The sequence below is a fragment of the Streptomyces viridifaciens genome (assembly GCF_001888885.2).
Lineage (GTDB): Bacteria > Actinomycetota > Actinomycetes > Streptomycetales > Streptomycetaceae > Kitasatospora > Kitasatospora aureofaciens.
On sequence record NZ_CP090841.1, the window covers coordinates 4,000,729 to 4,016,717 of the forward strand.

A 15,989-nucleotide genomic window follows, 5' to 3' on the forward strand; every position below is an offset into this window, starting at 1 on the left:
CTGAGGCCGGGTCGGTATGGCCCGGTGAAGCCCGCTCCGGCGAGGCCTGCCCGGCAAGGCCCGTCCGGCGAAGGCCGGTCCGGTCAGGCCGGTCAGGCCGGTCAGGCCCGTCCGGCAGCTCCCTCGAGCCGCCACGGCCCCGCGTGAGGCTGCGGATCCCCCCGTTCACCTGCCGGTGCCCCCAGGTTCCCCCCGTGGTCCCCGCTCGGCCGCCCCCTGTTGGTCGGCTGCTGTGAGGCTCTGTCCACAGGCTGTGGACAGAGCTGGGGAGCCGGGGGCCAGGGGTGGACACGACGACGGCGGCCGTGAGCGGACTGGTGCTCGCGCTCTTCGGTGGCGTGCTGTTGCTGTGGTGCGCCGCCGAAGTGCGCCTGCGCCACTGGGTGCGCCGCCGGGGGGTGTCGGCGGTGGCCACGGTCGTCGCCGAGAACGACGCGCACGGTCAGCTCGACAGCGCGCCGCTGCTGTCCTTCTCAGTGCTGTCGCCGGAGGGTTGCGCGGACCGCTCCGGGGCCGGCCGGATCGCCGAACTCGTGCTCACCCGCCCGCGCGGGCACACCCCGCTGCGCCGGCCGGAGCGTTTCGCCCCCGGCGCCCCGGTGCGGATCTGCTACGACCCGGACCGCCCCTGCCGGGCCGTGCTGGCGGCCGGGGAGGCCGGCCGGGCGGCGGCCGTCGACCTGCTGTGGGGCGCACTGGGCGCGGCCTGTCTGGTGGCGGGCGCCGGACTTCTGGCCGCGTTGGGCCGCTGAGGCCCCGGCGTGATCCGGAGGGCGCAGTACCGCATACCGCGAGCGCCCCGATTTATCCGTTGACAGATCTTGAAATCCGTCATTCCATCCTCCGGAACCTGCCGAAGCCCCCCTCCACGGGGCGCGAACCTCCGTCATCGGGTTACCGTTCGAGTGGCGTCGGTGAGCGCGGCAAGCGAAAAAGCGGGATCCGTCCGTTTGACAAGGGTGGCCGGGGTACGGTCACACTCCGCTGGTGGGGTGTCGTTCAGCGGCGACCCCGGGACGGTGGAGGGGTCGGGCGGAGCGCAGCCCGTGCTGCCAGCGCCGACCAGCCAATCAGGACCGGGAGAGAAGAGCGAAGGTGTCCCCGAGCAGCGAGACCGCGCACGGACAGCGACTCGTCATTGTCGAGTCGCCGGCCAAGGCGAAGACGATCAAGGGCTACCTTGGCCCCGGCTACATCGTCGAGGCGAGCGTCGGGCACATCCGCGACCTGCCCAGCACCGCGGCCGAGGTGCCGGACAAGTACACCGGCGAGGTGCGCCGCCTCGGAGTGGACGTCGACCACGACTTCGCGCCCATCTACGTGGTCAACGCGGACAAGAAGTCCCAGGTCAGCAAGTTGAAGTCGCTGCTCGCGGAGTCCGACGAGCTCTTCCTCGCCACCGATGAGGACCGCGAGGGCGAGGCCATCGCGTGGCACCTCCAGCAGGTGCTCAAGCCCAAGGTGCCGGTGCACCGGATGGTGTTCCACGAGATCACCAAGACGGCGATCCAGGAGGCGGTGGCCAACCCGCGCGAGCTGAACCAGCGCCTGGTCGACGCCCAGGAGACCCGCCGCATCCTCGACCGCCTCTACGGCTTCGAGGTCTCGCCGGTGCTGTGGAAGAAGGTCATGCCGAAGCTGTCGGCGGGCCGGGTGCAGTCCGTGGCGACCCGTCTGGTGGTCGAGCGGGAGCGTGAGCGGATGGCCTTCCGCACCGCCTCGTACTGGGACCTGGTCGGCACCTTCGGCACCGGTCGCACGCCGGCCGACGCCGCCAACCCGGAGACCTTCGGCGCCCGGCTGGCCTCGGTCGACGGCAAGCGGATCGCCAGCGGCCGTGACTTCGGTTCGGACGGCCGGCTCAAGGCCGGCAGCACCAACACCCTGCACCTGGACGAGCAGGCCGCCCGCCAGCTGGCCGCCGCCCTGGCGCAGACCGCGTTCAGCGTCCGCAGCGTCGAGTCCAAGCCCTACCGCCGCTCGCCGTACGCGCCGTTCCGCACCACCACGCTCCAGCAGGAGGCCAGCCGCAAGCTGGGCTTCGGCGCCAAGCGGACCATGCAGGTGGCCCAGAAGCTGTACGAGAACGGCTTCATCACCTATATGCGCACCGACTCCACCACCCTGTCGGACACCGCGATCGCCGCCGCCCGCGCGCAGGTCACCCAGCTCTACGGCGCGGACTACCTGCCGGACGCCCCGCGCACCTACGCCAGCAAGGTCAAGAACGCCCAGGAGGCGCACGAGGCCGTCCGCCCCTCCGGCGACCGCTTCCGCACCCCCGCCGAGACCGGGCTGAGCGGCGACGACTTCCGGCTGTACGAGCTGATCTGGATGCGCACCGTCGCCTCCCAGATGAAGGACGCGGTCGGCCAGTCGGTCACCGTCCGGGTCGGCGGCGCCTCCGCCGACGGCCGGGACGTCGAGTTCTCCGCCTCCGGCAAGATCATCACCTTCCACGGCTTCCTCAAGGCCTACGTCGAGGGCGCCGACGACCCGAACGCCGAGCTCGACGACCGCGAGCGCCGGCTGCCCCAGGTCGCCCAGGGCGACCCGCTGGCCGCCGACCGGATCACCCCGGAGGGCCACGCCACCAAGCCGCCGGCCCGCTACACCGAGGCCTCGCTGGTCAAGGAGCTGGAGGACCGGGAGATCGGCCGTCCCTCCACCTACGCGTCGATCATCGACACGATCATCCAGCGCAGGTACGTGTTCAAGAAGGGCACGGCGCTCGTCCCGTCCTTCCTCTCCTTCGCCGTGGTGAACCTGCTGGAGAAGCACTTCGGCCGGCTGGTCGACTACGACTTCACCGCCAAGATGGAGGACGACCTCGACCGGATCGCCGCCGGTGAGGCGCAGTCCGTGCCGTGGCTGAAGCGCTTCTACTTCGGCGAGGGCGAGGGCGCGGCCGGTGCCGCCGCCGAGGCCGGCAACGGCGACGGCGACCACCTGGGCGGCCTGAAGGAGCTGGTCACCGACCTCGGCGCGATCGACGCCCGGGAGATCAGCTCGTTCCGGATCAGCGAGGACATCACCCTGCGGGTCGGCCGCTACGGCCCGTACGTCGAGCGCGCCTCCGCCGTCGAGGGCGAGCCCGGCCAGCGCGCCGACATCCCGGACGAGCTGCCGCCGGACGAGCTGACCGTCGAGCTGGCCGAGGAGCTGCTGGCCAAGCCCAGCGGCGACTTCGAGCTCGGCCCGGACCCGGTCACCGGCAACATGCTGGTCGCCAAGGACGGCCGCTACGGCCCGTACGTGACCGAGATCCTGCCCGAGGGCACGCCGAAGACCGGCAAGAACGCGGTCAAGCCGCGCACCGCCTCGCTGTTCAAGACGATGTCGCTGGACACCGTCACCCTGGAGGACGCGCTGCGGCTGCTCTCGCTGCCGCGCGTGGTCGGCACCGACGCCGAGGGCGCGGAGATCACCGCGCAGAACGGCCGCTACGGCCCGTACCTCAAGCGCGGCACCGACTCCCGCTCGCTCACCAGCGAGGACCAGCTCTTCACGATCACCCTCGAAGAGGCGCTGGCGATCTACGCCCAGCCCAAGCAGCGCGGCCGGGCCGCTGCCGCCCCGCCGCTCAAGGAGCTGGGCACCGACCCGGTCAGCGAGCGCCCGGTGGTGGTCAAGGACGGCCGGTTCGGCCCGTACGTGACCGACGGCGAGACCAACGCCACGCTGCGCAAGGACGACGACGTCGAGACCATCACCCCGGAGCGCGGCTACGAGCTGCTCGCCGAGAAGCGGGCCCGCGGGCCGGTGAAGAAGGCGGCGAAGAAGGCCCCGGCGAAGAAGGCGGCGGCCAAGAAGACGACCACCACCAAGACGGCGGCGACCAAGACCGCCGCCAAGAAGACGGCCGCGAAGAAGACCACCACCGCCAAGACGGCGACGGCGAAGAAGACGGCCACGAAGAAGGCCGCGGCCGGCAAGACCGCCGCGGGCAAGGCCGCCGCCACCGACGAGGGCTGATCCCTCCGACAGCGGTACCACCGGGCCCGTGCCCCCCGTCCGGGAGCGCGGGCCCGGCGTTCGTCCGGGGGTGTGGGCCCGAGGCCCGTCCGGGGTCGGCGCGTGACCGGTACGGCTGCGGCGGCGCGGGACCGGGGGCCCACGGCGTCCGGGGTGGCCGTCTGGGACTGTGCGGCCCGGACGCCGGGACTGTGCGGGGCGGCCCCTGGTCCGTGCGGGGCGGCCGACCGCTCTGTGCGGGGATCGTCACAAGCCGGTGATGACGGGGAACCGGAACCCCGTTCATCTCAATCGGGCAAAGCCCAGACCGCTACGCTGACCGTATGACGAGCGAGGAGCAGCCCATCCCCAGCGCCGCCCCGGCCGCCAGAGCCACCGGGCCGGACCTGCCCGAGGTCGCGCCCGCCGGAACCCCCGTGGACCGGGCCCGGGCACTGTTGCGGACCAGGCCCTACCGGCGCCTGTGGACCACCCAGCTGATCGGCGGCACCGCCGACCGGCTCGGGCTTCTGGTGCTGCTCGCGCTCACCGTGATCGCCGCCGCCCGGGCAGGCCAGTTCGGCGACCTGCCGCGCAGCCTCGCCTTCGCCACCGCGGCGGTCCTGGCCGTTCGGGTGGTGGCCACCGGGCTGGTCGGCGTGGCGTTGCTGGAGCCGGTGCACCGGCTGGTCGCCGGGAAGCTCGACCGGCGCTGGACGCTGTTCGGCGCGGACGCGCTGCGAGCCCTGCTGATCGGCATCGCGCCCTGGTGGACGGTCTGGCTGGGCTCCGGCCCGAAGCCCTCCGGCGCGGCCACCTACGTGCTGCTCGCCACGGTGTTCCTCACCGGTGCCGCCGAGCGGGTGTGGGGGATCGCCAAGGCCGCCGCCGTCCCCGGCCTGCTGCCGCCGGCCAACCCGTACGCGCCCGCCGCCGAACAGCGGCCGGCCGCCGCCAACCTGGACACCGTCCGGAGTCTCGACCGGTTCACCGGCTGGGTCACCGTGGCGCTCGGCGCCGTCGGCCTGGTCGTCTTCACCCTGCTCAACAACATCGGCGCGGCGCTCGGCTCGGACTGGCTGCGTGCCCACCAGCTGACCTTCGCGTCGCTCGGTGCGGCCGGCCTGTTCGCCGCCGCGGCCGTCCGCGGCTACCTTCAGCAGCTGCCCGGCGGTCCGGTGGCCGTCGCCCCGCACTCGCCGCTGACCGGCCTGCGCGCCCCGACGGACGCGACCCCCGGCCCCGCCCTGAGCAAGGGCCGCACCGGCAGCGCCCCGTACTTCACCTTCGCCGTCGCGGCCGGGTTCGCCTCGATGGCGGGCGTCGCCGCACTGGCGCTGCTCACGGCCGCCGAGCACCGGGCCGGGCCGATCGGCTACGGCCTGATCGTGCTCGCGGCGGCCGGCGCCCCCGCGCTCGGTGCCGGGCTCACCCGGGCCACCCTGCCGTCGCTCTCCCGCCGCCGGCTGCTCGCGCTGGCGCTGCTCACCGAGGGCGTCGCGCTGATCCTGGCCGGGCTGGTGCTGGACTTCGTGCTGGTCCTGCTGCTCACCGTGGTGGCCGGGCTGGCCGCCGGGATCGTCGTCTCGGCCGGGCGCACCCTGCTCGCCCAGGAGGTCGAGGAGGCCCGGCTGCCCAAGGTCACCGAGCACCTGCACGCGGTGCTGCGGGCCGTGGTCGCCGCCGCGCTGGTCGCCGTGCCGCTGATCGCCGCGGCCTACGGGGACGTCGAGTACGGCACCGTCGAGCCCGGCTCCTTCACCTTCATCCACGGCGGGGCCGCCCTCGCCGTCGTCACCTCGGGCCTGCTCACGCTGGTGCTCGCCGCCGTCGTGCTGCTGCGCACCGACGACCGGCGCGGCACCGTGCCGTTCGGCCGGGACCTGGTGGACGCGGTGCGCGGCGGCAGCGGCCCGGTGCCGCACCGCGGCGCGGGCACCGGCTTCTTCATCGCCCTGGAGGGCGGGGACGGCGCCGGCAAGTCCACCCAGGCCCAGGCGCTCGCCGAGTGGATCCGCGGCAAGGGGCACGAGGTCGTGCTCACCCGCGAGCCCGGCGGCAGCCCGGTCGGCCAGCGGCTGCGCGGCCTCGTACTGGACGTCGGCAACACCGGCCTGTCCCACCGCGCCGAGGCGCTGATCTACGCCGCCGACCGCGCCGAGCACGTCGAGAACGTCATCCGGCCGGCCCTCGCCCGCGGCGCCGTGGTGATCACCGACCGGTACATGGACTCCTCCATCGCCTACCAGGGCGCCGGGCGCGACCTGGCCGCCACCGAGGTCGCCCGGATCTCCCGCTGGGCGACCGGCGGGCTGCTGCCCGATCTGACCGTGGTGCTGGACGTCGACCCGAACAAGGCCCGGGAGCGCTTCACCGAGGCGCTGGACCGGCTGGAGTCCGAGCCCACCGAGTTCCACCAGCGGGTCCGGTCCGGCTTCCTCGCCCTCGCGGCCGCCGACCCGGCGCGCTACCTGGTCGTGGACGGCAGCCAGGCCCCCGGCTCCGTCACCACCGCCATCCGGCACCGGCTCGACCGGGAGCTGCCGCTCTCCGAGCATGAGAAGGCCGCGCGCGCCGAACAGGAGCGGCTGGCCAAGGAGGAGGCCGAGCGGCGCGCCGCGGAGGAGGCCCGCAAGAAGGCCGAGGAGGAGGCCGCCGAGCGCAAGCGCCAGGAGGTGCTGGCGCAGCTGCGGGCCGAGCAGGCCGAGAAGGAGCGGGTGGCCAAGGAGGAGGCGGAGCGGGCCGCCGCCGAGGCCCGGCGCAAGGCCGAGGAGGAGGCCCGCCGCCGCGCGGAGGAGGAAGCGCGCCGCCGCGCCGAGGAGGAAGCCCGTCGGCGGGCCGAGGAAGAGGCGCGGCTGGCCGCGGAGGCCGCCGAGCGCCAGCGGATCGCCGCCGAGGCGGCCGCCCAGGCGGAGCTCCAGCGGCAGCGGGAGCTGGCGCGCGAGGAGCAGCGGCGCCGGGCGGAGGAGGCGCTCCAGCGGGCCGAGGAGGCCCGGCTGGCTCAGGCCGCGGCGCTCGCGGCGGCTGCTGCGGCGGCGGAGACGGCTTCGGACCGGGCCGATTCGGGTTCTGGCTCCGGGACCGGTGTGGGTTCTGGGGCCGGTGCGGGTTCGGATCGGCCGGGTTCGGGTGCGGGTTCGGACCGTTCGGGTGCGGGTTCGGGTCCGTCGGGCCGGGACGTGGCCACGACGGAGTTGCGGGCGGTCCCGGAGAGCCCGCAGGGTGCGGCGGAGGGCCTCGGCGACGAGGCGACGCGCGAGCTGACCCTGCGCGATCGGCAGGCGGCCGTCCGGGCTGCGGAGGCCGCCGAGGCGACCACCCAGCTGCCCAGGGTTCCGGCGGCGGTGGACGAGACGGCGGTGCTGCCGAAGGTGCCGGCGGCGGACGAGACGGCCGTGCTGCCCAAGGTGCCGGCGGTGGACGAGACCGCGGTCCTGCCGCGGGTCGAGCCGGCTCGTCCCGGGGAGCAGGTGGACAGCACCCGCGAGCTGCCGGTGGTGGACGGTCGGTCGGCCGCCCAGCCGCTCGCTGCCCCGCCTGCGGTCGACCCGCAGTCCACCGCCGAGCGGCCCCGGCCCGAGTGGGCCGAGGAGACCCCGATGGACGACCTGCCGAGCCTCACCGACACCCTGCTCGGCTCACGCGACGAGTGGGCGCGCTGGGAGCAGGGCGGCGGCCCGGGCGAGCCGGGCCCGCGCGACGGCGGTGACCGGCACGACGGGGACGACCGCCGGGGCGAGGGCGGCGGCAAGGGCAAGGGCCGGCGTTGGGGCCGCCGGGGCTGAGCCGGCCCGGACGACGGGCGGACGGATGGACGGATGGATGGACGGGCGGCGCCGTCGGGGCAGTGGTCCCCGGGGGCGCCGCCCGTCCCGTCGCTGTACTGCCGGCTGCGTGGTGCTGCCGGCTGCATGCCGCGGTGCTGCGTGCTGCGGTGCTGCGTGCTGCGGTGGCGCGTAGCTGGGCCGCACCCGTGACCCCCGTGACCCGGACGGAGCAGTGGCTGTCGGAGCGGAGACGTATGCTCGACGGCGGGGAATCGGCGCCGGGAGCGCTGCCGTACGGAGCTTGGGAGCAGCTGTGGCCGTCTGGGACGACCTGGTGGGCCAGGATCGGGTGGTCGACCAGCTGACCGCCGCGGCCCGGGCAGCCGGGGCGACGGTCGAGGCCGGCCGCGGTGCCGCTCCGGGCCAGGGCGGGAACGCCTCCCTGATGACCCACGCCTGGCTGTTCACCGGCCCGCCGGGGGCCGGGCAGGTCACCGCGGCGCGCGCCTTCGCGGCCGCCCTCCAGTGCACCAGTCCTGACCTCGCGCTCGGCGGCACGCCCGGCTGCGGGTTCTGCGACGGCTGCCACACCGTGCTGGCCGGCAGCCACGCCGACGTCAAGTACGTCCGGACCGACGGCCTGTCCATCGGTGTCGGCGACATGCGCGACCTGGTGCTGCGCGCCTCCAGCTATCCGACCGGTGGCCGCTGGTCGGTGATCCTGGTGGACGCCGCCCACCGGCTCACCGAGGCCGCCGCCAACGCGCTGCTCAAGGGGGTGGAGGAGCCCTCCCCGCGCACCGTCTGGCTGCTCTGCGCCCCCTCCGTCCAGGACGTGCTGCCGACCATCCGCTCGCGCTGCCGCCTGCTGGTGCTGCGCACCCCCGCCGCCGACGCGGTCGCCGACATGCTGGTCCGCCGGGACGGCGTCGACCCGGAGACCGCCCGGCTGGCCGCGCTCGCCGGGCAGGGCGACATCGAGCGCGCGCGCCGCCTCGCCGTGGACGAGCAGGCCCGCACCCGCCGCGCCGAGGTGCTGCGGATCCCGCTGGAGGTCGCCGACATCGGCGGCTGCCTGACCGCGGCCCAGCGACTGGTCGACACCGCCAAGGCCGACGCCGAGGCGCTCGCCGAGACCCAGGACGCCAAGGAGACGGGCGACCTGAAGGCCGTCTACGGCGCCGCCGAGGGCGGCAAGGCGCCGCGCGGCATGGCCGGGGCGGTCAAGGAACTGGAGAAGCGGCAGAAGAGCCGAGCCACCCGTACCCGTCGGGAGACCCTCGGGGTCGCGCTGCTCGACCTGCTCGGCTTCTACCGGGACGTGCTGGCGATCCAGTTGGGCTCCACCGGCGCGCTCGCCAACGAGGACCAGCGCCAGGCCCTGAACCGGGTTGCCCAGGCCGGATCGGCCGAGGGCACGCTGCGCCGGATCGAGGCGGTGCTCGCCTGCCGCACGGCGCTGGACCGCAACGTGGACCCGCTGCTCGCGGTCGAGGCGATGACGGTGGCGCTGCGGGCGGGCTGAGGCCGTCCGGCGTTCGGGCTCTCGCCGCCTCGTACCGGTTCACCGCCGTCTCGCTTTGTTGTTGTAGGCCTCCCGGAGTCGGTCCGGCGTCCCACCTTCGAGTGAACGGCCGGTACTCGCCGGGCACACCCGCGTGTGACGGCGCACCCGTTGTGCACGCTGGGGGCCGACTGTGCCCCGGCCGTACCCGGGCCTCCCCGTCCGGGAGGGCCCGCCGCCGGAGCGGTCGCCTCCTGTACGGCACCGGGTCCATCCCGGCGTCGGCCCTCCTCCCGAGGTGGTGCGTTCCGTGGTTCGTCCGCTCCTCGTCATCCCCCTGCTGGCTGCCGCTCTCGGCGGGATCTGGCTGGCACGCGGTGCGCTCCAGCGCTGGCGCGACCTGCGGGCCGCCGCGACCTACGAGCTCGCGGGCGAACGGTGGCCGATGCTGGTGCGGGCGGGCGGGGCGATGGTGTGCGGGGTGTGCGTCACCGCGCTGACGCTGCTCACCGCGCTCGGGGCGTTCGGTGTTCTGAGCAGGGGCCGGACGGGAGCGGACCGGGCGCAGTCCGCCGTGGACGCGGCCGAGGCGGGGGCCTGGCCCGGGTCGGTGCCGGAGACGGCGGTCCGGCAGCAGGCGGCGCCGCCCACGGCTGCCGCGTCGGCCGCGGCGTCGGGCGCCGCGACGTCGGCTGCGAGTGCGGCACCTGCCGGGGCGTCCGCCGTGGCCAGCCGCTTCGACAGCGTCGGGCACCCGGGCGGCGGCGAGTTGCTCCAGTCCGCCGTGCTCGGCCCCGACGGGAAGCCGCGCAACGTTCGGGTCTGGCTGCCGCCGCAGTACGCCAAGGAGTCGAACGCGCGTTTCCCGGTCGTGGTGATGCACGCCGCCACTCCCGGCAAGACCGCCGACGCCGAGGTGCCGGACGTCGTCGAGGGCGTCGGCGCCGCCCTGCAGACCGGCCGCATCCGTCCGTTCATCCTGGTCGCGCCCGAGGCGCCGAACGGCACCGCGCACCCCTGTGAACTGGTCGCCGCTGCCCCGGCCGCCGTCGCCGACGACGCGACGCTGCGGGCCACCATCGCCGCCTCCTTCCGCACCCTCCCGCCCGGCCCGACCTCCTGGGGCGCCCTCGGGGTCGAGGGCGGCGCGCCCTGCGCGGCCGCGGCCGGGCTGGCCAGGCCGGACCTCTACGGCGCGGCCGCCGCGGTCTCCGGCCGGTACGACGCCGCCGCGCTCGCCCAGACCGGAGCCGAGGCCCCCGCGGGCAGTTCGGCCAAGCTGTTGCTGGCCGCGGCCAAGGGCGACGCCGCCGGGCTGGACGCGGCCCGCAAGCTCCAGACCGCGCTCAAGGCAGGGCCGGGTCCGGCGGCCAAGGCCGAGGTGCGGGTCTCGGACAACGTGCAGGACTACACCGCGGACCGGGAGCGGCTGCGGCTGGTCCGGCAGGCCGCGCAGTTCCTGGCCGAGACGCTGACCAGGGCGTCCTGAGCTCCGGTCGGCGCTGGCCACCTGGTCGTTACGCTGCCCGGTACCCGGGTTGGGTACCGGGCAGCGACGTTTCTTCGGTCTCGTACTTTCTCGGATTTTCCCGGCGTGGTGGAGAGGAAGCGGATGAGGGGCTTCGGGTGGGTGCGGGTGCGGGTGCGGGTGCGGGTGCCGGGCCGGGGCCGGGTGCAGGGCCGGGTTCCGGTCTGGGCGCGGGTGGCGGCAGTGGCGCTCGCGACCGGGCTGGTGGCGGTCTCGGCCGGCGGGTGCAGCGGGGGGCCGAGCGTGGCGTCCGGTGGGCCCGGCCCGTCCGACTCGACCGATTCCGCCGTACCCGGGGCGACCTCCGCCGTCACCCCGTTGGAGCCGCTGCCCACCGCCGCCACGGCCGCGCTCGCGCCGTACTACGCGCAGCGGCCGACCTGGCAGCCCTGCGATGGCGGGTTCGAGTGCACCACCTTCCGGGTGCCGATGGACTACGACCGCCCCGGCGACGGCGACCTCACCCTCTCGGCCGCCCGCGCGGCCGTCGAGGCGGCAGGTTCGGGCGACTCCCGGGTGGGTTCGCTGCTGCTCAACCCGGGCGGCCCCGGCGGCTCGGCGATCGAGTACCTGGAGGCCGTCGCCAGGACGTACGACCGCGCGGTGCGCGCCCGCTACGACCTGGTCGGCCTCGACCCGCGCGGGGTGGGCCGCAGCAACCCCGTCAGCTGCCTGAGCGGCGACCGGATGGACGCCTTCACCTCCGCCGACCTGGCCCCCGGCGACCAGCGGGCGATCGACGCGCTGGTCGCCGCCGACAAGGAGTTCGCCGAGGGCTGCCGCAAGCAGGCCGGGCCCGTCCTCGGCCACCTCAGCACCGTCGAGGCGGCCCGCGACATGGACGTGCTGCGTGCCCTGCTCGGCGACGAGCGGCTGAACTTCGTCGGAAAGTCGTACGGCACCTTCCTCGGCGCCACCTACGCCGGGCTGTTCCCGAGCCGGGTCGGACGGGTGGTGCTGGACGGCGCGATGGACCCGGCGCTCGACTCCGTCACCGGCAACCGAACCCAGGCCGGCGGCTTCGAGACCGCCTGGGCCGCCTTCGCCAAGGACTGCGCCAAGCGCGAGGACTGTCCGTTCGGCCGCACCGAGCAGCAGGTCGGCGAGCAGCTCACCGCCCTGCTCGCGGCCGTCCACGCCAACCCGCTGCGCAGCAGCGACCACGGGCGCCGGCTCACCGGGTCCCAGGCCACCACCGGGGTCGTCCAGGCCCTGTACGCCGAGTTCCTGTGGCCCGAGCTGCGCACCGCGCTCAGCGACGCCAAGGCGGGCGACGGCACCGGGCTGCTGAAGCTCTCCGACGCCTACTACGGGCGTGAGGCGGACGGCTCGTACCCCAACATGATGTTCGCCAACGCGGCGGTGAACTGCCTCGACCTGCCCGCCCCGTTCCGCTCGCCGGAGGACGTCCAGCGGGCGGTGCCGGACTTCGAGCGGGCCTCGCCCCACTTCGGGCGGGACATCGCCTGGATGGCGTTGACCTGCGCCTACTGGCCGGTCCGGGCCACCGGCGCGGCGCACACCATCCGGGCCGCCGGCGCCGCCCCGATCGTCGTCGTCGGCACCACCCGCGACCCGGCCACGCCGTACGACTGGGCCCGGTCGCTGGCCGGGCAGCTGGAGTCCGGCCGGCTGCTGACCTACGACGGGGACGGCCACACCGCGTACGGGCGGCGCAGCACCTGCGTGGACGGCGCGGTCAACCGGTTCCTGCTCACGGGAGAGGCGCCGGAGCAGGACAGGCGCTGCGACTCGTAGTCACCCTCCTGCTGCGGTCGGCGCCGCGCCCGCGGTGGCCGCCGTGCTCGCCGCGTCGTGTCCGCGGGGTGTGCTCGCCGTGTCCGCCGTGCCGTCGGCGGGCTCGCCGTGCCGCCGGTCAGGCGGAGGAGACCGCCAGCTTCGCGGCGAAGCCCGCGAACAGCACGGCGACACCGCTGGTCAGGGTCGCCGACAGGCGCCGGCGGCGGCGGAAGGCGGTGGCGAGCGTGGTGCCGGCGAAGATCAGCAGCGAGAGGTAGAGCAGGCTGAAGGTCTGCAGGATGCCGCCGAGCAGGGCGAAGGAGAGCGCGGGCTGCCCGTAGGACGGGTCGACGAACTGGGTGAAGAACGACAGCAGGAACAGGATCGCCTTGGGGTTGAGCAGGCTGATCACCAGCGCCCGCCGGAACGGCCGCTCGCCCGCCTCCACCGCCGCCTCCGCGCCGTCCGCCGGGTCGGCCTCCGCCCGGCGTTCGCGCCAGAGCTGGCGGGCGGCCCGCAGCATCCCGAACCCGATCCACAGCAGGTAGGCGGCGCCGCCGAACTTGACCACCGCGAACACCGCCGGGTTGGCCTTCAGCAGTGAGGCCGCCCCCAGCGAGGTCAGGCTGATCAGCGTGAGGTCGCCCACGAACACGCCCGCCGCGGCCCGGTACCCGGTCCGGATGCCCTTGCGGGCGGCGACCGACAGCACGTACAGCGAGTTGGGACCAGGCAGCAGGATGATCACGAGGGCGCCGAGGACGTACGTCGCCAGGTCGTTGACACCGAACACGGTGCGCTCCGGAGATGGGGAAGGGGTGACTGGGGGCGCTCATCGTAACGTCGCACCGGCGATCGATTGAAGCGAAAACTATCTGCCCCCACGCACCCCCACCCGTCCCCCGACCATCCCGGCTACGGATCACCTGCGAACCTGTGTAGACTGACCCGCGTTGCCACCACACATGGCAGTGGTGCCGCCTTAGCTCAGTTGGCCAGAGCAACGCACTCGTAATGCGTAGGTCGCGGGTTCGAATCCCGCAGGCGGCTCAAGGTGAACCCCAGGTCAGGCATTTGACCTGGGGTTTTCTGGTTTCGATGGCCACGGGAGTCGGACAAATCGGGCATCTGACCCTGGGCATCGCAATGCGTAGGCCATCGCTTCGTTAGCGTGATCGATTCCCAAAGGTGGCGTCTGTGACCTGCGGCTTCGTCGATTGCGATGGGTTAGGGCAGTTCTTGCTGGGTGGCCTCGGTGGACAGTCGGTGGACAGCCGTGCGTGATTCAGCGCTAGGAGCAGCCGCGCTGGTCGTTGGAGGAGCGCCTGCAGGTTGCTCTGGTTGTGGCGTTCCGATAGAAGGGGCCGAAAGCGGAACGCTGGGTCGGCGCGGGAATCGCTTCTGGGGCTGAGCCAAAGATCATCGTTCAAGCAGTTCGGTGAGGCCTTCGCCGCTACTCTGATCGCATCGACGAGAGAGGGGGACGGGATGCTGCTCCGTTTCCGTGTCGCGAATGTGCGATCACTACGGGACGAACAGGAGCTGTCCTTCGTCCTTCCCGAGGGCGAGTCGGAGATGGCGTCGCGTGAGCTTCGAACCGGCGGTGACCGTTCGGTAACCGTGCTCCCTCTGATCGGAATCTTCGGCGCCAACGCTTCGGGTAAGTCGAACGTGCTGGCTGCCCTGACCGACATGAGGTCGGCCGTCCTCAACTCATACGCTCGTTGGGCTTCGTACGAGGGGATCCCTCGCAGACCCTTCGCCTTGAAAGCCACGGACGAGGACGAACCCAGCTTCTTCGAAGTCGATGTCGTCATCGACGAGGTGCGCTGGACGTACGGGTTCGAACTGGGGCCGAAGCGCGTCGAAGCTGAGTGGATCCACAGCTACCCCCGTGGCCATCGCCAGGTGTGGCTCGACCGTGACGCTTCGCGGCCCGAGGCGTACGAGTGGCCGGGGAGCCGGGTCAAAGACCGCGCCCAGCTTGCGCGACGTACCCGACCCAACGCCCTTCTCCTGTCCACGGCGGGCACGGACAACCACCCCCAGCTCTCCGTGCTCTTCCACTGGTTCCGCCGGAACCTCTGGATCATCAATCCGGAGGACGAACGGGAGCAACGGGAACAGTTCACGACACGTGCCCTCTCCGGTAGCCAGGCCCACCGGATCAATGAACTGCTGCGGGTCGCCGACCTGGGGATCACCGGAGCGAACGTCGTCCAGGAGGAAAAGGGCAGGGTCAGGGTGAGGCTCACCCATCGGTCGACCGGGGGTGACGTGGCCTTCGACTGGCGTGACGAGTCGCTCGGCACCCGTTCCTGGTTCGCACTTCTCGGCCCCCTCCTATTGGCGCTCGACGAGGGTGCGGTGCTGCTCGTCGACGAGCTGGATGCCAGCCTGCATCCGCGCTTCGCCGCCGAGGTCATCCGGCTCTTCCACGACCCCCACTCCAACCCCAGGGGGGCGCAGCTCCTTTTCACCTCGCACGACCCGTCGGTTCTCGCCACTCCGAGCGGTGGCCGCCTGTTGGAACCGGACCAGGTGTGGCTGACCGAGAAGGACGAGAACGGGGCCACCGAGCTGTATCCGCTGACCGCCGCAGCGCCGGGTGAGGACGAGGACCTGATGAGGTCCTACCTGGTCGGTGCGTTCGGGGGGGTTCCCTCACTCCTGGAGGGGCAGATCGCCCGGCGGCTGATGGCCGTGGGCGCTGAGGAGCGCGAGGAAGGGGCGGGGCGGAGCTGATGGCGCGCATGAAGGGGAACGAATCACTGGGGCCGACGAAGCCGCAGCGCGGCCGGCGCCGCCGCGTGGTCCATGTCTTTACCGAGGGGCGGGTCACTGAACCCACCTACATCGAGGCGGTCTCCGACCTGGTCCTCCTGCACGACCAGGGGGTCGAAGTCCGGATCGCCAACGCGAGCGCCCCGGGCTCCCAGCGCAAGCCCATCAAGCTGGTCGAGGCGGCGGTGCGGCTCATGCGGGAGGAAGCCCGCGCCGCGAAGCGCAGCGGAGTGAAGAAGGAGCTGTGGCCGCAGGTCTGGTGCCTGTTCGACCGGGACGACCACGAATCGATCGATACGGCGCTCAAGCAGGCCCGCGAAGGTGATGTCCAGGTCGCTTTCTCGCACCCGTGCTTCGAGGTGTGGCGGCTGCTCCACCACAAGCCGGTGACCGGCACCTTCGGCGGCGTGTGTGGGGAGGCGGAAGCCAGGCTGCCGTTCGCCAAGGAGCCCGGGAACATCAAGGTGGTGCTACCGACGCAGATCCAGGGCGGATTCATCAAGGCGAAGGCTCGGGCCGAGAAGATGAACGGGGAGCACGGCAAGCACATGCCGCTGACCCAGCGAGACCCGTACACCGACGTGCATGACTTCGTCGAGAAGGGGCTCGGCATCGCGTCGTACTGATCGGAGGCCCACCCGGTTCGGGTGAACGGTTTTCGCTGGGTCGCCCCGCCCCCCGTAGGGTTCCTACGTCATACCGGTCGTAGGGA

Annotated in this window: 9 protein-coding genes and 1 tRNA gene; 9 read left to right on the forward strand and 1 reads right to left on the reverse strand. The window is 73.4% G+C overall.

Annotation, left to right across the window (positions count from 1 at the left end):
• Nucleotides 1-284: 284 nt before the first annotated feature.
• The 6 genes from BOQ63_RS24925 to BOQ63_RS24950 all read left to right on the forward strand — a co-directional run bounded on the left by BOQ63_RS24925 (nt 285) and on the right by BOQ63_RS24950 (nt 12,511).
• Nucleotides 285-752 (forward strand): DUF3592 domain-containing protein, encoded by a 468-nt coding sequence (locus BOQ63_RS24925; protein WP_030289388.1) that lies wholly within the window; start codon nt 285-287, stop codon nt 750-752.
• Nucleotides 753-1,095: 343 nt separating this feature from the next.
• Nucleotides 1,096-3,975, forward strand: a complete 2,880-nt coding sequence (gene topA, locus BOQ63_RS24930; protein ID WP_030289386.1) for a type I DNA topoisomerase — start codon at nt 1,096-1,098, stop codon at nt 3,973-3,975.
• Nucleotides 3,976-4,298: 323 nt separating this feature from the next.
• A complete protein-coding gene (tmk, locus tag BOQ63_RS24935) occupies nt 4,299-7,739 on the forward strand; it encodes a dTMP kinase (RefSeq protein ID WP_150476103.1) in 3,441 nt (1,146 codons plus the stop codon).
• A gap of 295 nt (nt 7,740-8,034) precedes the next feature.
• Complete coding sequence (locus BOQ63_RS24940; protein WP_072654994.1) at nt 8,035-9,246, forward strand: DNA polymerase III subunit delta'; 1,212 nt, start codon at nt 8,035-8,037, stop codon at nt 9,244-9,246.
• Nucleotides 9,247-9,535: 289 nt separating this feature from the next.
• Nucleotides 9,536-10,714: an alpha/beta hydrolase gene (locus tag BOQ63_RS24945; protein ID WP_030289379.1), complete on the forward strand. Its 1,179-nt coding sequence runs from the start codon at nt 9,536-9,538 to the stop codon at nt 10,712-10,714.
• A gap of 123 nt (nt 10,715-10,837) precedes the next feature.
• Nucleotides 10,838-12,511, forward strand: coding sequence for an alpha/beta hydrolase (locus tag BOQ63_RS24950; RefSeq protein WP_072654996.1), 1,674 nt, complete (start codon nt 10,838-10,840; stop codon nt 12,509-12,511).
• Between the two features lie 118 nt (nt 12,512-12,629).
• Here the strand turns inward: BOQ63_RS24950 and leuE are convergent, their stop codons facing one another.
• Nucleotides 12,630-13,286 carry a leucine efflux protein LeuE gene (gene leuE / locus BOQ63_RS24955; RefSeq protein ID WP_072654997.1) on the reverse strand — a complete coding sequence of 219 codons (657 nt, stop codon included), beginning with the start codon at nt 13,284-13,286 and terminating at the stop codon, nt 12,630-12,632.
• Between the two features lie 183 nt (nt 13,287-13,469).
• Here leuE and BOQ63_RS24960 point away from each other — a divergent pair.
• The 3 genes from BOQ63_RS24960 (at nt 13,470) to BOQ63_RS24970 (ending at nt 15,903) form a co-directional block, all read left to right on the forward strand.
• Nucleotides 13,470-13,543, forward strand: a tRNA-Thr gene (locus BOQ63_RS24960).
• Nucleotides 13,544-13,981: 438 nt separating this feature from the next.
• Nucleotides 13,982-15,238, forward strand: a complete 1,257-nt coding sequence (locus BOQ63_RS24965; protein WP_030289375.1) for an AAA family ATPase — start codon at nt 13,982-13,984, stop codon at nt 15,236-15,238.
• Nucleotides 15,238-15,903: an RloB family protein gene (locus tag BOQ63_RS24970; RefSeq protein WP_030289374.1), complete on the forward strand. Its 666-nt coding sequence runs from the start codon at nt 15,238-15,240 to the stop codon at nt 15,901-15,903. The genes BOQ63_RS24965 and BOQ63_RS24970 overlap by 1 nt, the downstream gene beginning before the upstream one ends.
• Nucleotides 15,904-15,989 lie beyond the last annotated feature (86 nt).

Coding starts and splice junctions, on each gene's coding strand:
- tmk (WP_150476103.1), top strand. CDS start 4,299: ATGACGAGCGAGGAGCAGCCCATCCCCAGCGCCGCCCCGGCCGCCAGA.
- BOQ63_RS24950 (WP_072654996.1), top strand. CDS start 10,838: ATGAGGGGCTTCGGGTGGGTGCGGGTGCGGGTGCGGGTGCGGGTGCCG.
- BOQ63_RS24965 (WP_030289375.1), top strand. CDS start 13,982: ATGCTGCTCCGTTTCCGTGTCGCGAATGTGCGATCACTACGGGACGAA.
- BOQ63_RS24970 (WP_030289374.1), top strand. CDS start 15,238: ATGGCGCGCATGAAGGGGAACGAATCACTGGGGCCGACGAAGCCGCAG.